Here is a 20,217-nt window from a genome sequence, read left to right as displayed (position 1 = left end):
GATATCTGGGGCGTTAAGCCCCAATTGCTTTCGATGCTGAATGCGCAGACTGCTTGTCTTTTTTAACCACTTTAACAATTAACAATTTTGGCGCAGACAGTCATTGGCAGCCAGAGTGTTAACCCATCATCACTAATTGGCATGAAATGCTCGGTGTATCTCATGTAAAAACCGACAACATCACTATTTTTGCAGTCAACCACCACCCCCGTACCGCCGACGCTTTCTGACGCAGCGACAGCTAAATGTATGGCATGAGTTAATAAGAGATGGCCGAAACCATTACCGGACTGGTTCTTGTCTACTGCTAGCTTGGCGAGGCGATAAATCGGAACATTTTTCCCGAATGTTCTTGCGGCTTTAGAGCCTTCGGGAAAATCTTGTTCGCTGGGAACGAGGGTGATGTACCCTAGAATGGCAGTGGGAACGTCGTCGTCTACCAAGACCCAAGTCCTTGTTGATCGCTTGGTATCTGACTGGCGCGCTGTACTTCTTAAATAATTATTGAGTTCCTCATGACCGCAGTCAAAATTTTTGCGGTCATGCTGTTTCGTGATTGTTTCGATTTTCATTGATTACATCCTTGTATCTCTTAACTTTTGCAATTGTGCTTGCGCTGAGAGAGACAGGACGGTCTAAGGCTTCTAACATTCGATTCGATGTATCGAGAGATACATGTATCTTTGTCATCTGCTCTGTCACGACCTGTGCTCGCTCGCGGGCTGCGTCTATCAAAAATTGACTGACGCTCATGCCACACAATTCCGCAGCTGCGTTGATGAATTGTTGAGTTGCATCGTCGACTCTAGCGACGATGCGTGACTCCTTTCTCCCAGAGTTATTGATAGTTTTCATATATTCTCCAGCCCCCTGCTACCATTTTTTACTTATAGCAAGGATGACCTTTCGTTAGTTTGGGTGGCCATTATTGGCCTATCCTATTTTTGCTTGTGAGTCTTCGCTCACTGTTTGCCATAGTGGCACACATTTTACTTTTTGTGAAGGCGTGTGCCAAAAAGACACACACTATCCTGGGTTGATTCCTAGGTGTGGCCAAATTCCTTCTCGAGCATTGGTAATGCTCCAAAGGTTGCGCAGACCGGTCAAAGCGAGATTCCAGACTAGAAACCAAGGCACCAACGAAAGACCCAACAGAACTACATGGAACCTAACCAGGTGACAGGCATGGCAAACGAACAATTCGAAAGTGTGTGGGATGCGATTGAAGACACCCCTGAAGAAGCCCTGAACATGCGCCTGCGCTCCGAGCTGATGATTCAGATCACCAGGCGCGTGAAAGAGTGGGGCGTCACTCAGAAAGAGGCGGCGCAGCGCCTGGGTATCATCCAACCCCGCCTGAACGACCTGCTGAAGGGCCGCATCAACAAGTTTGGCCTCGACGCCTTGGTCAACCTGACCGGTCCGGCGCACTTCCACGTGGAGCTGACGCTGGAAGACAAGGAGGCGGCTGTGGCCTGAGGTCATGCCTCCCGGGGATATTCCGCAAACCATTAACCGAAGGGGTCACAGCCGATGTAGCCCCTTTTCTGTAGCTTCCAGCGCCGCCAGGCGTTCGGCTAGATTGTCGCGTTCGCTCTTGACTGCCCTTTGCTGAAAACGCTACTGCGCATACTCTGCATTATGAAATGCCCTACTTTTTATGAGCGTTACTACTGCAATTCAGCGCTGTCTTATCGCACCGTTGGTAAATGACGCCAGTCCGTTGTGTACGCGGGCGAGAGATGCTTTCTACGCATCTTGTGAGCGGCAGGGCCGGCCTGACGGGCGCTGTGCACCTTCACCCCAGAGTGGCGATTGATCTCGTCCATAACCGACATAAGCCGATCGGATCGTTCATTTTTACCCGATGGTTCGATGGAAAAAAGATCCTCTTGGTAGTGCACCTGGCTCACCAGATCACCCAACATAACGCCTGCCTTGGCATAGTCGTAACCGTCTCGAAACATGGGTTTCAGCAAGCTCAGTACCTGGTGGACAATGACCCGAGAGTCCTGCGTTGGCGTGATCAATTTCACCGAAGCACTGTTGGAATACTGAGGAAGCTCGGAACGAAAAGGATTGGTTCGAACAAACACCATCACGGCCCCCGCACATTGTTCTCCAGCCCTGAGTTTTTCAGCGGCTCTCACGGCAAAGTTCGCCACAGCTTCGAACAATCCGGACAGCGTTTTTACGACGGTACCAAACGAACGAGAACACATGATCTGCTTTTTGGGTTGCGGAACATCCTCCCAGGGTAAGCAGGCCACACCGTTCAGCTCAGACATCGTGCGTTCTAACACCACGGAAAATCGTTTCCGCAGTGTTGCGGGATCTGCGTCAGCTAAATCCAGCGCCGTGGTGATGCCTACAGCCTGAAGTTTTACTGAAATTTTCCGACCAACCCCCCAAACTTCGTCGACAGGCACCAATGCCATTAATCGGCGCTGTCGATCAGTCTTGCTCAGATCAACAACACCGTCTGTTGCACGGTATTTTTTGGCTGCGTAGTTCGCCAGCTTGGCTAAAGTTCGGGTAGACGCGATACCAACACACACTGGTAGCCCCGTATTTCGAACAACGGTGCTTTTCACCTGCTGTCCAAAACCACCCAAAGCCACAACTCGGTTGACCCCCGTGATATCCAGAAACGCTTCGTCTATCGAGTACACATCAACTCGTGGCGCCAGCGCTTCCAGGGTCACCATGACGTGCCGGCTCATGTCCCCATAAAGGGTGTAGTTGGAAGAAAATACCTGGATACCGTGCTGACGGATTTCCGACTGGATGTGGTGGACCGGCACGCCCATCTTGATGCCCAAAGCTTTAGCTTCTTTCGAGCGGGCCACCACACAGCCGTCGTTGTTCGACAATACAATGACAGGCGTATCTCGAAGGTCCGGTCTAAACAGCTTTTCACAACTGGCGTAGAAATTATTGCAGTCAACGAGAGCAAACATTGCTTTCACCCACGTATCGTAGAAGCGGGAATCAACGCGCCCTTCCCCGCTTGAGCGATCTAACGACGTTGGTGACCACACCAAAAACCTCCAGCACCATACCCTCTTCGATGAGAATGGATTGATAAGCAGGGTTCCGTGGCAGTAGACAAACTGGAGGTGGCGTGAGGTGTAGCTCTTTGACGGTCATCTCCGACTCTAGACTGGCGATAATGATGTCACCGTGCTGCGCGTGCAAAGACCGGTCAACTACCAGTACATCATCAGGAAAGATGCCGGCATCAATCATTGACTCACCCTGCACTCGCACAAAAAAAGTAGCGGCTGGGTGCTGGACACACAGCTCATTTAAATCCAGGGTTTTTTCAACATAGTCCTCAGCCGGCGACGGAAAACCAGCCGATACCCGCTCCAGAAATAACGGGATTTTCAGGCACAAAAACGATCGAGAGTCACCAAGCAAAATGCAAGACATGGCTTGTACCTGATACTGTTTATTTATACAGTATTTTGAAGCGCTTTTTTCGCTGGGTCAAATCTAATAGGGGGGGAATGGAGCGCTGATCTTGTGGCAGATCGAAGCCAAGCCTCTCCTTGGCGGGTCACACCACTTTGCAGGTGTCGCTCTAGCCAGACATCCGAGTCGGCATGGGGCATGAACAAATATTCAAAACCCGTGAAAATAGTAGCAGCTCAAAGCAATCAGTACACCCTCGGCAGTAAGAAAAAGATGACACAAAGGTCAAGTGCCTGCGCTTCTGCGTAAATTCTGACGGGCAGTGCCCCACGTTGCGCGCTATTTTTTCGCAGGCCACCCAGCCAGGCCTCTCCCTGGCGCGTCACACCACTTCGCAGGTGTCGCGCTTTCCTGGCATCCATGCTGGATGTGAACCGAAACTATCCTGACAAAACGACTCTTCGACAGATTACACCCCGCGTACCAACAGTTCTGTAAGCGAAATCTCACGTCAGCGTAAGCCGTAACACACGCTGTAACTCCGGAATTGTAAGCCTGATACTTCAAATTCATTGGCGCTCCAAGCGCTCCATAAGACAGCCGCAGACGACAATAGTTATGACCAACATAGGTCGCCCAGTAAAATTCCCGACCGCCTGGCTCTGCGATGATAAGTGGTTGGCACCTTTGGCTTTTACGGTGCGACCTTGAGCATTCTAATTTTTGTAGTAACGCCTCCTGCGTTTTTCAGCCCAGTTGCTTGATGAACCCATATCATTCACCTCTAGGGGCGGATTTGGATGCCGTCTCCCGCGGACAAGATAGACCAATGAAACGCAGTATCAGAATAGTATCCTTCTTAGTTGTGAGTATTTTCGGACTGCTCAGCAATTCGGCGATTGCCAAAGTAGTGAAAATATCCACCAGCTTCCTATGCCATCCTCCACAGAGCAGTTGGTATGAACGAACAAGAAACTATCGTGCCTTTAAATCGCTGGATGACTGCTTAGATGCCGGTGGCAAGCTGCCTAGAGGCGTAACGGGGGAAATCACACCGGTCTCCCCACAACATACACTGGTAATGGTACAAAAATACGACCGATCTGCCTTCGGGTATAGCTGGGATGACACCGATAGCGACTGCCAAAACAGTCGTGCGGAAGCGTTAATCGCCACATCAACTACACCTGTTCGATTTGCCGGCGCAAAGCGTTATCGAGTAATAACCGGTCGTTGGATCAGCCCGTTTACTAGCAAGGTGATTCAAAATACTGGAGACATCGACCACGTTTTTAGTACTTCAGTTACATGTAAAATTTGGCTTAGTGTCTGATTTTTATGGAAATTATTAAAGTGGCACTTTTTTGATTCCCCATGAAATCTTCATCTAATTTTGGACAACAGTTCGACATACAAAACATCGGAAGTTAAAGCCTGACTGGAGAAAAATCCTCGCTTTAAACTTCACTTCACGCCCACAAGTACCTCCTGGCTGAACGCCGTTGAAGGCTGGCTTGGTCGGCTGGAACGTCGGGCTTTGTACAGTGGAATCTTTACCAGAGTGGGCAAACTCAAGACAGCGATTCTCCGGTATACCAAGACCCATAACGAGAAACTGGCAAAGCCGTTCCGATGGCATAAAAGCGCAGAATCTATAATGACCTCAGTAGCGCGAGCTAAGTTGAGCGTTATTGATAATAAATAAACGGATTAACCAGACGGGACACTAGCTATTCCTTAGTTCTGACAAAATCTCCTTACCAAGCATGCTTTTCCATTGTTTTATAGCCAACAATCACGTACAACAATCTATGAATAGGATAGCTACCTTTTATGATCATAGGTAAGGAAGTCTCAATGAAACTTGAACTTGATTTGTTGAATTGTTATGGCATAAACCAGCTAATAAAAGAATTTAATTTTACAAAATCAGACGCCAGTAATGGCGTACATTCCTTGTATGCCCCTAATGGGACACTAAAGACATCGCTGGCTAAAACTTTCAAAGATATAGAGGCTGAAAGAGAGACTAAAGATCTTATTTTTCCTCAGCGAAAAACAAAAAGAGATATTAAAGTAAATGGCCAACCCATTCTAAAAGACCAAGTAATGGTCATTGATTCTTACGATGAAAGCTATAGCTCAAAACAACTTTCGACGTTATTGGTTAATGATAGCCTCAAGCAACAGTACGACGAGGCGTTGAAAGAGATCGATGACAAAAGAGCTTTGTTGGTTAAAGACCTAGCAAAATCTTCAGGAAAACAGGCAAAGTCGGTTCCAGAGATCGTTTGCCAAGCTTTTAACCGGCCAGAAAAAGAGCTACTTGAGCTGCTAAGTGAACTGTTTGCCAAAGAGAATGAGGACTTTTCTAGTTTTAATGGATTTAAGTACGGCGACTTATTCAGCCCGAAAGTTCTCGAACTCGCTTCTACCGATGGTTTTGGTCAAGACCTCGCTGATTATGTTGAAACTTACGATAAGCTTATTAGTGAATCAGCAGTGCTTTCAAGAACATTTAATCATCAAAAAGCTAGTGTTATTTCTAAAAGCTTGTCTGACACGAGATTTTTTACTGCTTCGCATAGTGTTAATCTATCAGTTAGAGGCGAGAGACAAGAAATAACTTCAAAAAAACATTTGGATGAGATTCTTCAAGAAGAACAAAATAAAGTTTTCCATAATCCAGAGCTTAAAGAAAAGTTCAGCAAACTAGATAAGAAGCTTACGACAAAAGAGACGCAGGAATTTCGTGACCTCATCTCTGAAAATCAGGCATTATTTCCTGAGTATAAAGATGTAAATAAATTCAAACAAAAAATTGTGATTAGCTATCTTCAAGCCCACCAGTCAGCCTGGGAAGATCTGGTAACGATCTATCAGTCTAATAAGCATATAGTAAAAAATATTATTGATCAGGCGAAACAGCAAGAGACTTTATGGAGAAGCGTTATAGAAACGTTTAATATGCGATTTAGTGTGCCATTTAAACTGAGCGTTGATAACCAAGATGAAGTTATTCTGAGCAATGCAGTGCCAGTAATACGATTCGTATTTTATGATGGTCGCGACACCAGTGATCAAGTCAGTCACCAAAGTTTGCTTTCAGTACTTAGTCAGGGTGAGAAACGCGCGCTCTATATTTTGAACGTACTATTCGAAATAGAGGTTAGAACTAAAGCAAGAATACCTACCTTAATTGTAATTGACGACATTGCTGATTCATTTGATTACAAAAATAAATATGCAATTGTTGAGTATTTGCGTGATATCGCCAAAGTTCCACATTTTAATCTTCTTTTGTTGACTCATAACTTCGACTTTCATCGAATTGTAGGTAGTCGAATTATTGGTAGCGCTCGAGATCGACGATTGTTAGCCTCAAAAACAGCAACAAATATACAACTGAACACTGAGAAATATCAGAATGATGTATTTAATGCCTGGAAACGTGGAATGCATCAGAATGAACTGTATATGCTGGCTAGCATACCATTTGTTCGCAATCTTGCTGAGTATTGTGGACGCGATGCACATAAAAAAAAGCTGACGTCTCTTCTCCATTTAAAGCAGGATAGCAAAAGTATTACTGTCGAGGACTTACAGTAAATCTATAGAAGCATGTTTGCTGATAATGCGGAGTTAACATTACCAAATAGCGCGATTTGCGTAATTGATAGACTTTTTATAAATAGCGACGCTTTATCTAATGCTTCCAATGAGTCACCAGAACTCGAATCCAAAGTTATCGTTGCAATGGCGATTAGATTAAAGACTGAGGAGTTCATGATTTCAAGAATCAACGACCAAGCCTTTCTTGATGCAATAAAATCCAATCAAACCAGGGAACTGTTTGATAAATTTGTTGAGGTGTTCCCTCGTGAAACTAGGTCAATTTGTTTGCTTGATCAGGTCAATCTAATGACACCAGAGAACATACACTTGAACTCTTTCATGTACGAACCAATATTGGACATGTCCGCCCTTCGGCTCTATGATTTGTACGATGAAATAAAGCAGCTAATGATTTAATGTCTGGTTAGCGCATGGAATGTCTCATGTCCAATAAATGTTAAAAGTTTTGGTTGTGACAAAACGGTAGAAAATATCACCATTTGAAAAGGTAATCTATGGGCATTTTCAAAGCTGCTTGTAATGCATAGAAATTGAGGGCTAGAGCGAATGTCACCAACACTATATATTACGGGTGCATGGGCAATGGCAACCTCCTCATCATCATGGCTATTAAAGAGCTTCGAGAGCTGAAGATGGATTGTTGGAAGTATTCAATAACAGCGCAAAGCAGAGCTTTCTAGTTATACACAGAGTACCTGAACTGCTGAATAAAATGTAAAAACCTCACTTTTTGTAAAGTATTCTTGGAATTTATCCGTTTTTTGTCTCAGGATTTCACCCAAAAGGATTTGATCATTATTCTGCATTTCGATTTAACCTTTTAGTTGATAATTGTGTCTTACCATAGTTATAACGCCTACTGTGGGAGCATATTAAAGTTGGTAACAGATCAACCCTGCAGGCCGCATGAAATGGATTTGCGAGCAAAAACCTGAAAAATAGAGTTGGTAACTTTGGGCGGGAATGGCCGCTCAAGTATCATGTAGCTCGCAATGGGTACTAATAAAGACGGTAACTGAGCCTGTAAATAAATCTGTGTAACTGCCCACTCCATTACAGGTGACCGTACAGGCGATCACCGAACTAGATGATAAAGCGATTCAGTGCCGTATTCCCATGAACCTGTATTCGCGGTCCTTTCCGTCCAGTTTACCAGTCGCCGGGACTGAGAAACCGTGCATCCAAAGAACCCGCTAGGTCGCCGTCAATGATAGCGCTACGCTGCTTGTTCGGAATGGACCGGGCTTTGCTCTAGTTGTAACTGATAAAACCACAAAAAAGCATTTTCTCCGATGTCTATTCACCAGACTGATATTCGATGAAGAGGTCATCGAAGAATGCCTTCCCGGCTTCGGCAAGCACCAGATTCCCTTTCACATTGAAGTAGGCGATGTCTCGGTCCACCAGAGCCACCTTTGCCGCCTCTGGGAGCGGTTGATCCATCTTGCATGCCTTTAGAATCTGATTAAAGACCGGATCGTTACCGATGTTTTCGAGGATTTCCCGAGAGATGCCGGCATCAGGTAGCGTCAGGACTTCGAACATGAAGCCCTTCTCAAGCACGCCGCGACCCAGCACCAATAGCACCCCCTGAACTTGGCGGATGGCGCCAGTGCTTTCATGATCCCTGGTGTCATCATCGTTCTGGGCCTCAGAGAGAGAGCGAATGTAGAAGAAGCCGGGACGCTGTACCAGTTCCATTCCCATGTTGGCGTAAGCCTCGACGTAGTAGCGATCCCGCTCCTTAAAGAGTTCGCCGAACAGAGGGTTGGGCTCTACCTGCCCATTCACATACTGGGTCTGGTTGATGACCTGGCCCGCAGTCAGTTTTCGGAAAGCCTCTTGACTCAAGCGACGATTGACAACCGGGCGGCCAGGATGCGTTTCTTGAATAAGGGTGTCGTTCATACGGTAATCTCCGTGGCGGGGGCTTCCCGGGGAATAAGGGGGTGGTATGACAACGCCAACTCGCCGTGGGCAATTTCGAGGTGCTGGAAGCGGGCGTGGAACTTGAAGTCCGGCAGAGCCATTACCCAGTCCAGGGCTTCGAGAAGGTCGTTGAGGGTGTAGCCCTCAAGGTGACTGCCTAAGTAATCGTGAAGAGAAGCGTGAAGGTCTTGGCAATCATCCGGAATCGTCCACCTTTCGAGTAGCGCCTGGACCTCGTGTTGGCGTAACTGTTCTTGCAGCTCGGCCTCTGAGCGCCTCGCTCGTGCCGGGTCTACCTTAACAGAGCCGGCTTTATCGAGCTGGCTGCGTAGTTCCTCAATGCGTCGATCTGTGAACTCCTCAATATCGGCCCGGTGGTCGATGTCGTGCCATTCCAGGCGGACAAAGCGCATCCGCTTGATTCCCGCGAAGGTGCCTGGTGACTGGATGGCCGCGTGACGAACGGGAATGTAGAGATTGCGGAAGCTATCATCATGGCGTTCCTCTGTGGCGAGCCGAATAGCATTGAAGGCTCGCTCGACGGCGTCGTATTGCTGGCGCTGCTGCCGGTCCTGGCGGACATAGCGTTCAAGTGAAAGACGCAAAGAGTCGATGTCCTTAACGTAGCTCTGGATGGCGTTGGCTGAGAGCTGCATTTCTTCATTAAGCGCTGGTTGGTCGCTTTCTCCCGCTAGCTTGGCGATGCGGCGTATGGCAGTGATCGCCGGGACGCCTTTCTTGAAACGTGTCTTGGGGTCGAGGAATTCGAGCGCTGGCAGGATATATCGCTGGTAGATGCGGTTTATGTTCTCTAAGGCCCTGCGGGTTTCCGCCGCACCTTCGAGGCTGCCTACATCCTGTTGCTCCACCTGATCCGCCAGGTGATCCCCTTGAGCTTCGAGTGCCGCGATGCTTTCCTGCATCTTACCGAGAGTGTCCTGTATCCGACGCCGGAGCAGGCGCAGTTCATCTGTAAAGTCGTCGTTCTTCAGGTCTATGGGCAGCTCCTGGAAGGCCGCCAGGCTCTGGTTGAGGCCGTCACGTAGATCCTCAAGCTCCGCCTGGCTCAACCCTCGCATGCGCCCGATATCAAAGTGGCGCAGCATGTCGACGACGAAGGGTGCCAGCACCAGTGTCCCGCGAGCAGGATCTTTCCGGATGATCAGCCGTTCACGCAACAGATTGTCTTCCGAGAGGGTGTAGCGGATGCGATCACGTTCGCGGTCATTGCCCTGGGTTGCTTCTGTCTGGATAGCCTGGCGCACAATGAAACGGTAGAGCCTGGAGGGGATCTCTACATCCCCGTCGTGCTCTTCTATGTAGGCCACCAGCTGGGTAAAGAGTTGACGGTGCTCGATGATCTGCTTGAGCACGAACGGCGACTTGATGTTCACAGGTCAGCCTCCTCTTCCGAAAGGGGCGTTCCTTCAATCTGGGTGTCTGCCAGCCGTCTGGTGAGCGTCCCTTTGCGGGCGAGTGACTCGCAGAGGCCGTGGTGCACGACAGTGCGATTCTCTGCATAGGCCTGGGTGGCGTGGAACAGGCCGAGGTGGACGTAGTTGCCGAGCACCTGAGTAATCTTCGAGTCTCGGTTGGGGTTGGCCACGAACAGGCAGTAGCCGTGTTCCTCGGCTATCTGGCGAGCGGTGCGCATGTTTTGGGTGGCCAGAGAGCCGAATTCGTCCATGACAAGTGGCATGGTCACCTGGGCGTCACCGTCCATCAGACGCGACATCAGCACCGAGAGCAAGTTGGTCGTGATCATCATGGTCGTGCCGTTAGACTGGGCATTCGTCGTCCAGCCTTCCTCGCCGCGTTTGCGGTACTTGTAATGCACGCCGGCCAGGATCTTGTCGAGGCTGAGCAGGATACCTGTGCGCCGAGCGTCCGCGTTAAAGAAGTCGGCCTGGAAGGCCTTTAGCTGTTCGTAGACCCTGTTGTCCTGCAGTTCGTCGCTTAGGAGGTCGGCCTTCTCAAGGTCGGCCAGGAGCTGTTCGAAGCGTGGGTGAAGCTTGTAGTCCACCCGCACCTCCTCCAGATCAGAGATCGAGAACTGTCCCATTTCAGCGTTGATCCCGCTGATGAAGGCGGCCACCAGTTGTTTGGCGCTGCGCAGGATCTCGACCTGGGAGTGTGTGGTCTTGTTGTGGCGATCGACCTGATGGCGGTAGTTCGCCTCTTGGGTGTCGAGGTTGTTGAACATCGCCTTGAGCTGCTCGTGGAACTCGGCCACCTGATCACTGGTGAAAGAGCTGAGGTGGGCCTGGCTGTCGGCGTTGGGCAGGATGTTCATGGTGAGCAGCTTACGGAGCTGTTCGTGAACCTTGTTGCGCTGGGCACTCAGCTCATCGACACTCTTCTCAAGGGTCTCGATATTGGCCTCGCTGACCTCGCAAGGGGTCGGTTCGATCACCTTGTGGCGCCCTTCGAGGACGTTGTTGGCATCCCTGCCGATGCGGTCGAGGCGCTGCCGGATCAATCGTACCTGCTGTGCCTGGCCTTGAAGGGTTTTATGGCCCTGCCGCGCTTTACTGCGGTTCTCATCGGCTTCCCTCCACTGGGCATCAGCCATGTCGTGCTGGCGCTTTTGCTCTTCCAGTTTTTCTTCATTCTCGCGCAGCTCGCTTTCCACGCTCTTCACCGTCTGGAGATTGGCATCGAGGGCGTTGAGCGCGTTTTTGTCATCCTTAGCTTTGCTGCGTTCGCTCTCAGCCTGCTTGCGGCGCCGAGCTATTTCCTCGCGGCCTATGGTCGCCTCTTCCAGGAGTTTGTCGCGCTGCTTCTTGTCATGGGCAACAGTTGCCTTCAATTCGTCCAGGTGGCTCTGCTGGTACTGGCGAGTCTTCTCAGCGTCGTACTCATGGTAAGGAATATCACTCAGAGCGATACCCTCCTGGGCATCGCCTAACAACAGGTGGCCATCTTCTGACAGGAACTGTTGGCTGAACTGGGTGAATACTTGTTTCTGCTCTTGGGTGAGCACTCCATGGGTGGTGCCCAGTGAGCGGTTCAAGGAGTTTAGGATGCTGGCATCACTAACGGTGAGGTCGTCCAGCAGGGCTGGGGTGCGATTAGTGAGCTGTTCTTCCAGTCGCTTGGCTTGGCGTTCGTTCCTCTCCAGTCGACCACAGGTCTTGGCGTATTCCTGCTGAGCTACCGCCTTGTCGTCGTAGCCATTTATGGCTTGCGACTGCTGGTCAATATGCTCATCGAGGCTTTTGATGATTTCCTGACGAGGCGTGCCGTCAGGAAACTCGTTCAGGGTGGTGTATGCCGCATTGATGTCCTTGCGTAGGCGCTCTACCTGCTTGCCGGTGGCCTTCACATCGGCAGCGGTATTGGTGACCGAATTATTGGTATCTCGCTTGATGCCACCAAGGGTCTCTGCGCGGTTTTCGGCCTCGTTGAGGGCACCGGAGGCTTTCTCCAGCGCCTCCTGCAGGCGTCTCTCCTCGACCTCAACGCTCTTATTAAGATCCGCATAGGCCTTGGCCGCATGGCCGCGCAGTTGCGTCTCATCCTGGAATCTCTCGTCAAACTTCTCCCAGCTATCGGAGGCGTTGCGGATGCGAGTGATGCGGTCGCCTTCCTCACGAAGCTGGTACGCCTCTTCTACGATAGCATTGAGGTCGAGCTGCAACTCTTCTTCTTTACGGCTCTTCTGGCCCTCAATGATGGTGGCCAAGGTATCCGGCAGGGTGCGCTCGTCCGACGCGGAGATATCGAAGGCGAGGTGCACCAGCTTGCGCCAAGCATCCATCTCCCGCTTGCCGGCGCCGTTGCGTAGGGGGAGCAGGCTGTAACGTCCGGCCTTCTTGTCGTAGGGCTGATTGGTGAACAGGCGCTCCAAAATGGTCTTCCAGTCACTCAGCGGTTCACCGCCCATCTCACGCAGTACAGTCTTCACCCCCTGAAGGGTCATGCTCTCGACCGGAGCGCCGACCCCACCGTTACCGTCAGCATCGATATTCCAGAACAGCGGTTCGAGCCTTGCATAAGGGCAAGGCACCACTAGGCGTGCATATTCCATCTTATCGGTGGCCCCACCACGATGCAGGACAATACAGAAGTCGCCGTGGGGGTTCTCGGCTTCAAGTATGATGAAGGTGCGGTCTTCCGGGAAATAGTAGCGAAAGCTCGCCATCCCGTCATAGAGATTGCCGTTGGTACCCCGAAAGTTGAACTTGCTGCCGCAGTTTCGGAAGTTAACCTCCGGCAGGAGAAACAGCTTCAGGGCGTTGAGCATGGAGGTCTTGCCCAGGTTGTTCTCGCCGAAAAGCGCGGTGTGCTGGTCGATGCGGATCTGGGTGTATGCATAAGCCGCGCTGTTGACGAAGACCAGTTGCTTTAAGCGGAAGGTATCAAAGGTATCAAAGCCCAGATTCATCGGGTGGCCTCCGTAGTTGACACGGGTAGAAGGTAGGTTTCCTGTTCGAGGTGCTTACCCGTAGTGCGGATCAGTCCACCTACATGAGCGCAGGGCGGTGAACGGCGTATGTGAATGGCTAACTGCTGGCGTTGCTTCATATTGATTTCTCGCGTGGACGCACTCAGGCGCTCCCGAAGATCCGCTGGTACCAGAAAGTAGAGGGGCGGGAGGTCTCCCCGCTGGTGAAGCGTGTCACACATGCGGATTCCACCAGGGTCGGGATCGAACAGGCAGCCGATTTCCTGGTACTGCTGGAAAAAAGGGGTAAGCAGGATGTTCGTGATGCTGTTACCACTGCCGTAGAGGATATCAGCTTCCTGCCAGGCCGGGCTTAGCCCACAGGCAGGGAGAAGTGACAGCGTGCCGTCAAGGCTCAGGAAGTTCTCAAGGTTCTCGACGATAATTAGCCGAGCGGCTGGAGTGCTCCCCGGTGGAGCGCTGACCTCGCCTTGGTCATTCACCATGACTACCTGAGGGTGCGGTTGGCGACCGCTACGCACACTGACCATAGCGCCACTGACGCGAGCGCCATGGCTGTTACCCATGATGGACTGGTCAATTCGGGCGACTGCATGGCGCTCCTCAGCCATACGTTGCCACTGTGCCAGGGTGTCTTGATCCACCCCCGAATATGTCACCAGGTCGTGCCGGATATGCGATCGAGTGGCGTTGGCAAGTAACTGATCGATGGACAGGCCGAACTGGTCTGCTGCCTGATATAGTTTAGGCTCAGACAGGGGTTCTTCTCGCGATAGTTTATCGAGGTAGCCCAACAGCTGGCTCCGCGAAATGCGTCGTGACACGATTTTTACTCCTGCAAAGTTTGATGATATGCCAGACCTTAATTCATGGGGATATTCTAATTAGGCACCTTAGCCATCATGAGAGTTACCAACTTTATTATGTTGTTACCGACTTTATTAACGCGCCACACCTAAACTCAAATTGGGGCTCAAGCTCAAATTTGGTTGCCAGTATTTCAAGTGCCTTCCATTGATACCTAGACCACAGCAAAGTCTTCTCCTAAAAATCTAACGCGAAGCACAACGGCGTAGTGATGTTGGTGGCTTTTGTGCGTTTTTTGCACAAAAGGTGCCAATATTACGGAGTCCGTTGGTGCCACTTGTTATGTTTTATTTTAAAAAAGCACGGCCTAATAAGTGACCATAGCTTCATCAGAATGAAAAATGTAAATGCACCAGCGAGTAAGCCTGAGAATATTGCAGTAGCAATTTCGATCTCTATTTCATTTTTCTGAGCCCTAAATAGCCAATCATCTTTAAAGTAGTGTTTTGAGGGAATGAAATTATATTGCAGAACTGACAATTTTCTTTCAGAGCTAGGCAAGCCTTCTAACCGTTTATATTCTTCTTTAGGTACGAATGAGTGGCCAGAGCGCAATACGCCAGAATTATCTATGAACTGATACTCGACTTCATAGGTGTCTGTAGAACCTGTTTTCCTGCGAGTAACACGAGAATGTTCTCCGTCAGTCACCTCAGCTTTGAAAGCTGAAGAGTTTGATACTAGGTGAGAGTAATAAACTGTTACCCTTAGCTGATTATCCATTTGATAAATACTAAAACCGCACCAGATTAGCAAAAACACAAGGAAATTCTTTAAAGTAACTTTCATCGAAGGTCCTTTAGCAAACTATATATTCCCTAAAAAAATGGCGCAGAGCACAGCGGCGGCCATCGGCCGCGTACTGCCGCCAATTGTTATATCATTTTTGCTGAGTATAGAAAAAAAGATCCTGAAGAATCTCCACTGCTTTTGGAATTTCATCCTTCCTTACATTCATACTGCCCGGAGCTACCTTCTGACCGATAAAGAATCCCCGGTACTGGAAATAACGATTCCATGCCTCGGTAAAGTATTTCAGCTCCCCCGCACGCAAATAAGGCTCAAATTCTATTTTTGCTTTCAGGTGTTTCGTGTATGCCTCGTTAGTCAGCACGCGCGTGACATCCAGGGAACCTTTCTCAAGCAACATAATTTCTTCAACAAACTGGGAACGAAATCTAGCCGCAGCTTGGCTGAGAGCGGAACGCCGATATACACATAGCGCAGAAAAATATACGATAAACCCGCCTACGATGGCCCCTACCAAGGCGGCGATTACACTTTCGCTCATGCACTACTCCAAAAAATATAACGCCAATATTCAGCGGCGACCTTTACGTAGCGAAGCGCAGAAAAAGCCGTCCGGTGTAGGCCCGTCAGAGCCAGAACAAACTGGAATGACTGGTTAGCACTGGCCGCCACTAAAGCCCAAAGAACCTACCCAATGCTTGAGCAAGTAAGCTTCCAGCAGCACCGACACTTATGTTCCAACCACCGGAGGCAGCCTTTGCAACCATTCGAGAAATCCAGTCTGAGATGTGAGGTCCGAAACCTTTATCGGTAATCGGCTCTTCTTCTTGGGCTATTGCTTTCTCAAGAAGTTGAATCTCGTCTATAGCAACCCCATGCTCGGCTAAAAACTGTCGCAGACCGGCAAAGTCACCCGCGGAAAAATTTAGATTATAAGTTGAGTTGGTCGCATTTCCGACCAAATTAGCTGAGCCACCATAAACAGTAGTATTAAAGATCTGATTGATGGCTTTCGCCTCAGTTTCAGACGTCTTGGCGTCAATTTCTCCCAGTTCTGGAAATCGTTTCCAGAGAGCAAGCGAAAAGTCCAAAACTTTGTTTCTCACTGCGTTTACAAGTTCATGCAAGTTATTTGGACTGAACTCGGCCCATGCTTGTAAACAACTATTCCCCTCGTACACTTTGGTGCCCAGCGCAACAGCAAGATCCCCAGTGGGTACCCGAAGAGGACGACCGTCGCTTTCTCTGAGCGCGGTCTCGATACTGGATATACTTAACCTGCAACTGTAGTTTTTATAGCTGTCTCTGACATGCTTAGGTAGGCAGACCGATGGGATTGGAGCATCCCGCAATCCTGAGCCAGCGTAGCCCGAAAAGTGTCCCTTAACCTCTAATGGCCACTTCCTGTAGTCGGGCACTGCAACATCTTCTAGGTAGCCATTGGACTCCCAGATAAGCCAGTTTTCTAAAGGCTGGTTATCCAACCTTGCTGCCAGTACCTTGCACTTCCGCAACAGAGTGCCAAGATCTTCGCTTGCATCAACTGCTGCGTTCTGTATGTCGATTAGCAAGGTCATGACCATCTCCTTTTTTTGCTAACAGTAATTATTTGGACGTATTTTCGTAAACCAGGCATCTGAGCTCTTGATCAATCTGACTTACAAAGTCAGCTGAGCTGCGGGCCAACTCCATGACCTGTGACTTCGTGATTTCGTGTCGGTTGCCATCTTTGTCCAAACCATTCCGGTGAACGCAGTCATGCCTTATTAGGACCGCCTGGAATAACCAAGGAATATCCGGGAATTCGATGCCCAGCACATCTTTAAACATTGGCTTAATTTTACGCAAATCATGAAAAATCAAAGCCTTCAGGTATTTGCCAACTGTTATTCGGAGGCCTTCCCATTGTGTGAAAATCTCTTTCAGTGAGAATTTCTGCTTGGCCAGCTCTGGGTCAGACTCAACTAGCTTTTGAATCAACTCTTCGGAGTTAAGAACGGCGTGGATGAAAGCGCCGGATAAATATGCTTCTACAGTGGTTACTGTTTGAACATAGAGCATATTTCTCAATGTCCGATCCGCGTGCGTTGGTACAGACGTTTCTACCAACGCCACCACGCCCTGAATGACCTCAGTGAACTCCTCAAATTGCTGGGTAGATTGAATAATCCAGGAGACATCATCTTCTTCAGGTAGGTCTCGCACATCAAATGAGAGATCAACAGCTTCGGCGACAATCACATCGACTTCGAAATAGGTGTCCGTGACTTCTACGTCAAAATTCTTGCCACACCCATCGCAGATTGCGGAATCAAAATACTCTGTCCCACTATCGCTGTGCTGCTCCGCCATTGGATCTTGAGGCGGTACGGGTAGCGTTTTTTCGATGACTGCGCCGCAAGGGCAGTAGAAATGGATATCAACTTCCATAATTACTCACCATGAGTACCAAATAACGCCAGCCAGCATGCGCGGCTACGGAATGGAGGCGAAGCCGCAATGTAGTAGGCGTCGCCGTGACTGGCCTGGTTAGGGCTGACCTACCTCCTGAACAAAGGAGCATAAACTGGTCTCTATTCTTGCTTTTGTTTTGAATCCGTCCCGCTTGAGCAAATCAGCAAAGTGTTTTTCACAGATTACTACATCTGCATAACAGGCTGCCGGACTGAGGCCAGCCCAATCCTCCAAATCACTCAGTTTTGGCCTGTATTCTGGGTTCTTTAAAACCTGGCGATGCAAATGAATATCTACGGCCCGGGTAGGCATGCTATCCAGAAAACCGCTAAGTCGCTCAGGCCCCCAAGTCTCGAAATCTCCACTTGGAATGCGATTTTCAGTCATGACCTTGTGTAATGGGTCGAGGATATCAACCATGGAAATTGCATAGAGCCAATTCGACCATTTTGACTTGTCCAGATCTTGCTTCCGCTCGTGAAGAGAGCTCAGGTGGCTCACAAAGTTCTCTCGGTACGTTTTTGTGCCTCCCTGAATCGGCGGTATATCGGCAAACCCACACAACATTGCCCTATCGATCTCATCTGGGTACATCTTGGAAATCGTTCCTTCCAACACCTCACCAAAGGCATATGGTATACCGCGACCAAGATATTCAAATGGTTTCGAGCTGACCTCGTAGCCCGCATTGGAAAAGGCCACCTCTAACTCTCGAAAGATAATAGCGTGTAGAGGAGAAGTGGTTATGCCTCGCGAAAAATTCCACATGACCTGCCCAAGACGAGACCGACGCTGGTCTTTTTTTATCCTAGAAAACTCGATGATGTGAATGGCTGACAGTGGAAAAATGCAGCCGGCCCTGATAGCTGCTGGCATATTTCTCCTCAGCAGCTCGGCTTCATCCGAGTTATCCACACCGTTAATGGCTCGTGCAAGCTCAATCCACTTGTTTTGATCAAGATATACAATCATCGGGTCATCATACCCACGCCCTAACGCCAAGGTAAGCGGAGAAGTGCCGCTGCACCAAAACTTGAAATTTTACAAAAACCGCTGAGCGGCACTTGGTCCGCTGGACCGCCGTGTTAGGATTAAAATACACCACGACCTTATGTAGTCAGACTAAAATCGGGAATCATTTTCACATGGGACTCCATCGTGATCCCCATCCATTTTGGTATTTGAACAGTTTTTGACGAAATATACAGCTTCAGCTCTGGAGTTCATTTGACTACAGTGTTGCCTGCCATCACATTTAAAACTTGAACCGCTATGGATATTGTCTTTATTGGAGCTAAAGGATTCACTAGAAACTATTGTCAATGAACCTTCAACTGGCTCTCGCCTTTCACATATAGTTCCTTGTGGTACGCTCCCATATAAAACTTTACCATCTTTAGTAATGCACTTTACTTGTTCGCCAGATCCAAAGTAGGTCGCCGAATTTTGTATGAACGGTAAATCATTTTGTTTGTATAGAAAGTTTCCGTACCATCCAACAGCCAAAACTACGGCAAGTATAATAATTTTATTCATCGTCGACGTGTCTTTCCCTTTTTAGTTGATCCTAACGCCAGCCATCACGCGCTCGTCGCGTGCATGGCATTGTTATGCTGATACAATGGCAAACGCCCCTGTTCGTTCTAAGAAATCACTACCTACTAAATATGGCCGGTAGTAACCATCCGGAATTGTTTGACTGGGGCGAACAAATGCAAAGCATTCATGTGTAGGGTGTTCACTTCGATTGAAGAGCAAGTCCATGTGGGCTTCACCTGTACAGTCAAGGACGCTCCCATCTCCCAACGTCAGCCAAACATGAGCCTTTAGTGCCGCATCAGCCATGGGATGTTGAAGCTCTTCCAGTATATCTTGGTAAGACATGTGGCAGTACACATAATCCTTCCAAAATTTGTCACCGATCGTGATACTGCTGCGGACAGAAAGGTGCTCCCTAAGAAAGGCCTGGAGCTGCATATGAATAGGAATGCAATTCGTTGCTAAGTCAGAAGATGTTTCTAGCTCACAGGAATATAAATAGTCAGCGCAAGCTTGAAGGATTTTCTGAACCCTTTGTTTCGAATACTCTTTCGCGAACGGTAAGGCTTGGGGCTCAGGATTAAGGCCTAACTCAGACGACTTTTTATGTGCAGCAATGAACCTTTTTTTATAATCCACGAACTCTTCCTTCAAGATACCCAAAATTTACTAGTGCCACGCATAACGCCGTTGTTCAGCGGTAGCCTTGGCAGAGCGAAGCGGCGACAAGGCTGTCCGGTGGAGGGCTTCAGGCCCGCAACGAACTGAAACTACTTGTTATGTGTTTGCTCAAGCTCACGCAGAATTTCCTCTGCTCTAACGACATAGTGAGCATAGCTCTGCATGCGTTTAAGCGACTTCCTAATTTCTTGAATTTGTTTGTTAATTTCCTGATTCATTCCCGCGATATTCTTTCTCAAAAAGGCTTCATGGGAATCAGGACTACAAGCAGCTAAAACCTTGAATCTTCTTCAATCTGGGCTTTAGAGCGCCTCGGTGCAATTACTCTAGGGTGAGGCATATCGTGGATCGTATGCTTGAGAAATAGATCGTTTTCGTCGTTCAGCGACGCCTCAACGACCCCATTCTCTTCCCGCAACACGAAACTGCTACTCGGTGTTTTGCGCTTACTCATACTTTCTACTCATAACGAGCCTGTAGAAAAACCCTTCACAGAGCCCAATCCACAGCCGCTTTGTTGTTTTGTCATTGCCCGC

The 20,217-nt window shown here is 49.0% G+C and carries 19 protein-coding genes and 1 pseudogene; 5 read left to right on the top strand and 15 right to left on the bottom strand.

Features of this window, described 5'->3' with window-relative positions; all coding sequences use genetic code 11:
• Nucleotides 1-71 precede the first annotated feature (71 nt).
• Nucleotides 72-572 carry a GNAT family N-acetyltransferase gene (locus tag ABA45_RS02350; protein WP_048384162.1) on the bottom strand — a complete coding sequence of 167 codons (501 nt, stop codon included), beginning with the start codon at nt 570-572 and terminating at the stop codon, nt 72-74.
• Complete coding sequence (locus ABA45_RS02345; protein WP_048384160.1) at nt 541-855, bottom strand: type II toxin-antitoxin system TacA family antitoxin; 315 nt, start codon at nt 853-855, stop codon at nt 541-543. Before ABA45_RS02345 ends, ABA45_RS02350 begins: the two co-directional genes overlap by 32 nt.
• A 330-nt stretch (nt 856-1,185) precedes the next feature.
• Here ABA45_RS02345 and ABA45_RS02340 point away from each other — a divergent pair, with 330 nt between their 5' ends.
• Nucleotides 1,186-1,479, top strand: a complete 294-nt coding sequence (locus tag ABA45_RS02340; protein ID WP_048388606.1) for a helix-turn-helix domain-containing protein — start codon at nt 1,186-1,188, stop codon at nt 1,477-1,479.
• A gap of 212 nt (nt 1,480-1,691) precedes the next feature.
• Here the strand turns inward: ABA45_RS02340 and umuC are convergent, their stop codons facing one another.
• Nucleotides 1,692-2,960 carry a translesion error-prone DNA polymerase V subunit UmuC gene (gene umuC, locus ABA45_RS02335; RefSeq protein ID WP_048384158.1) on the bottom strand — a complete coding sequence of 423 codons (1,269 nt, stop codon included), beginning with the start codon at nt 2,958-2,960 and terminating at the stop codon, nt 1,692-1,694.
• Nucleotides 2,961-2,991: 31 nt separating this feature from the next.
• A complete protein-coding gene (gene umuD / locus ABA45_RS02330; RefSeq protein ID WP_048384156.1) occupies nt 2,992-3,435 on the bottom strand; it encodes a translesion error-prone DNA polymerase V autoproteolytic subunit in 444 nt (147 codons plus the stop codon).
• 811 nt (nt 3,436-4,246) lie between these two features.
• Between umuD and ABA45_RS18845 the strand changes: the two genes are divergently transcribed.
• From ABA45_RS18845 to ABA45_RS19200, 4 genes and pseudogenes are all read left to right on the top strand, one after another.
• Nucleotides 4,247-4,750 carry an HNH endonuclease gene (locus tag ABA45_RS18845; RefSeq protein WP_157035520.1) on the top strand — a complete coding sequence of 168 codons (504 nt, stop codon included), beginning with the start codon at nt 4,247-4,249 and terminating at the stop codon, nt 4,748-4,750.
• 45 nt (nt 4,751-4,795) lie between these two features.
• A pseudogene (locus tag ABA45_RS19205) lies at nt 4,796-5,122 on the top strand (transposase); the annotation flags it as partial.
• A gap of 152 nt (nt 5,123-5,274) precedes the next feature.
• Entirely contained in the window at nt 5,275-7,026 is a 1,752-nt protein-coding gene (locus tag ABA45_RS02325) for an ATP-binding protein (RefSeq protein WP_227506108.1), read from the top strand.
• Nucleotides 7,027-7,038: 12 nt separating this feature from the next.
• Nucleotides 7,039-7,449, top strand: a complete 411-nt coding sequence (locus tag ABA45_RS19200) for a hypothetical protein (protein WP_227506107.1) — start codon at nt 7,039-7,041, stop codon at nt 7,447-7,449.
• 900 nt (nt 7,450-8,349) lie between these two features.
• Here ABA45_RS19200 and ABA45_RS18225 read toward each other — a convergent pair.
• The 11 genes from ABA45_RS18225 to ABA45_RS02275 form a co-directional block, all read right to left on the bottom strand.
• On the bottom strand, nt 8,350-8,961 hold the full coding sequence (locus ABA45_RS18225; RefSeq protein WP_053076110.1) for a condensin complex protein MksE: 612 nt from the start codon (nt 8,959-8,961) through the stop codon (nt 8,350-8,352).
• Nucleotides 8,958-10,376 carry a hypothetical protein gene (locus ABA45_RS02315; RefSeq protein WP_048384154.1) on the bottom strand — a complete coding sequence of 473 codons (1,419 nt, stop codon included), beginning with the start codon at nt 10,374-10,376 and terminating at the stop codon, nt 8,958-8,960. Before ABA45_RS02315 ends, ABA45_RS18225 begins: the two co-directional genes overlap by 4 nt.
• Nucleotides 10,373-13,369: a hypothetical protein gene (locus ABA45_RS02310; protein WP_048384152.1), complete on the bottom strand. Its 2,997-nt coding sequence runs from the start codon at nt 13,367-13,369 to the stop codon at nt 10,373-10,375. The genes ABA45_RS02315 and ABA45_RS02310 overlap by 4 nt, the downstream gene beginning before the upstream one ends.
• Nucleotides 13,366-14,214 (bottom strand): hypothetical protein, encoded by an 849-nt coding sequence (locus ABA45_RS02305; protein ID WP_048384151.1) that lies wholly within the window; start codon nt 14,212-14,214, stop codon nt 13,366-13,368. The genes ABA45_RS02310 and ABA45_RS02305 overlap by 4 nt, the downstream gene beginning before the upstream one ends.
• A gap of 298 nt (nt 14,215-14,512) precedes the next feature.
• The gene (locus tag ABA45_RS02300; RefSeq protein WP_048384149.1) at nt 14,513-15,046 is read right to left on the bottom strand and encodes a hypothetical protein; all 534 of its coding nucleotides are present in this window, start codon (nt 15,044-15,046) and stop codon (nt 14,513-14,515) included.
• Between the two features lie 91 nt (nt 15,047-15,137).
• Nucleotides 15,138-15,548, bottom strand: coding sequence for a hypothetical protein (locus ABA45_RS02295; RefSeq protein WP_048384148.1), 411 nt, complete (start codon nt 15,546-15,548; stop codon nt 15,138-15,140).
• A 130-nt stretch (nt 15,549-15,678) separates the two neighbouring features.
• Nucleotides 15,679-16,584, bottom strand: coding sequence for an AbiTii domain-containing protein (locus ABA45_RS02290; protein WP_048384146.1), 906 nt, complete (start codon nt 16,582-16,584; stop codon nt 15,679-15,681).
• A 28-nt stretch (nt 16,585-16,612) separates the two neighbouring features.
• A complete protein-coding gene (locus tag ABA45_RS02285; protein ID WP_048384145.1) occupies nt 16,613-17,437 on the bottom strand; it encodes a hypothetical protein in 825 nt (274 codons plus the stop codon).
• A 99-nt stretch (nt 17,438-17,536) separates the two neighbouring features.
• Nucleotides 17,537-18,433 (bottom strand): hypothetical protein, encoded by an 897-nt coding sequence (locus ABA45_RS02280; protein ID WP_048384143.1) that lies wholly within the window; start codon nt 18,431-18,433, stop codon nt 17,537-17,539.
• Between the two features lie 150 nt (nt 18,434-18,583).
• Nucleotides 18,584-18,997: an excalibur calcium-binding domain-containing protein gene (locus tag ABA45_RS19660; protein WP_084708261.1), complete on the bottom strand. Its 414-nt coding sequence runs from the start codon at nt 18,995-18,997 to the stop codon at nt 18,584-18,586.
• Nucleotides 18,998-19,069: 72 nt separating this feature from the next.
• The gene (locus tag ABA45_RS02275; RefSeq protein ID WP_048384141.1) at nt 19,070-19,639 is read right to left on the bottom strand and encodes a hypothetical protein; all 570 of its coding nucleotides are present in this window, start codon (nt 19,637-19,639) and stop codon (nt 19,070-19,072) included.
• Between the last annotated feature and the right edge of the window lie 578 nt (nt 19,640-20,217).

The sequence above is a fragment of the Marinobacter psychrophilus genome, from assembly GCF_001043175.1.
Taxonomy (GTDB): Bacteria; Pseudomonadota; Gammaproteobacteria; order Pseudomonadales; family Oleiphilaceae; genus Marinobacter; species Marinobacter psychrophilus.
The sequence above is the reverse complement of the archived record's forward strand: the minus strand, read 5'-3'. Positions and strand labels throughout refer to the sequence as shown.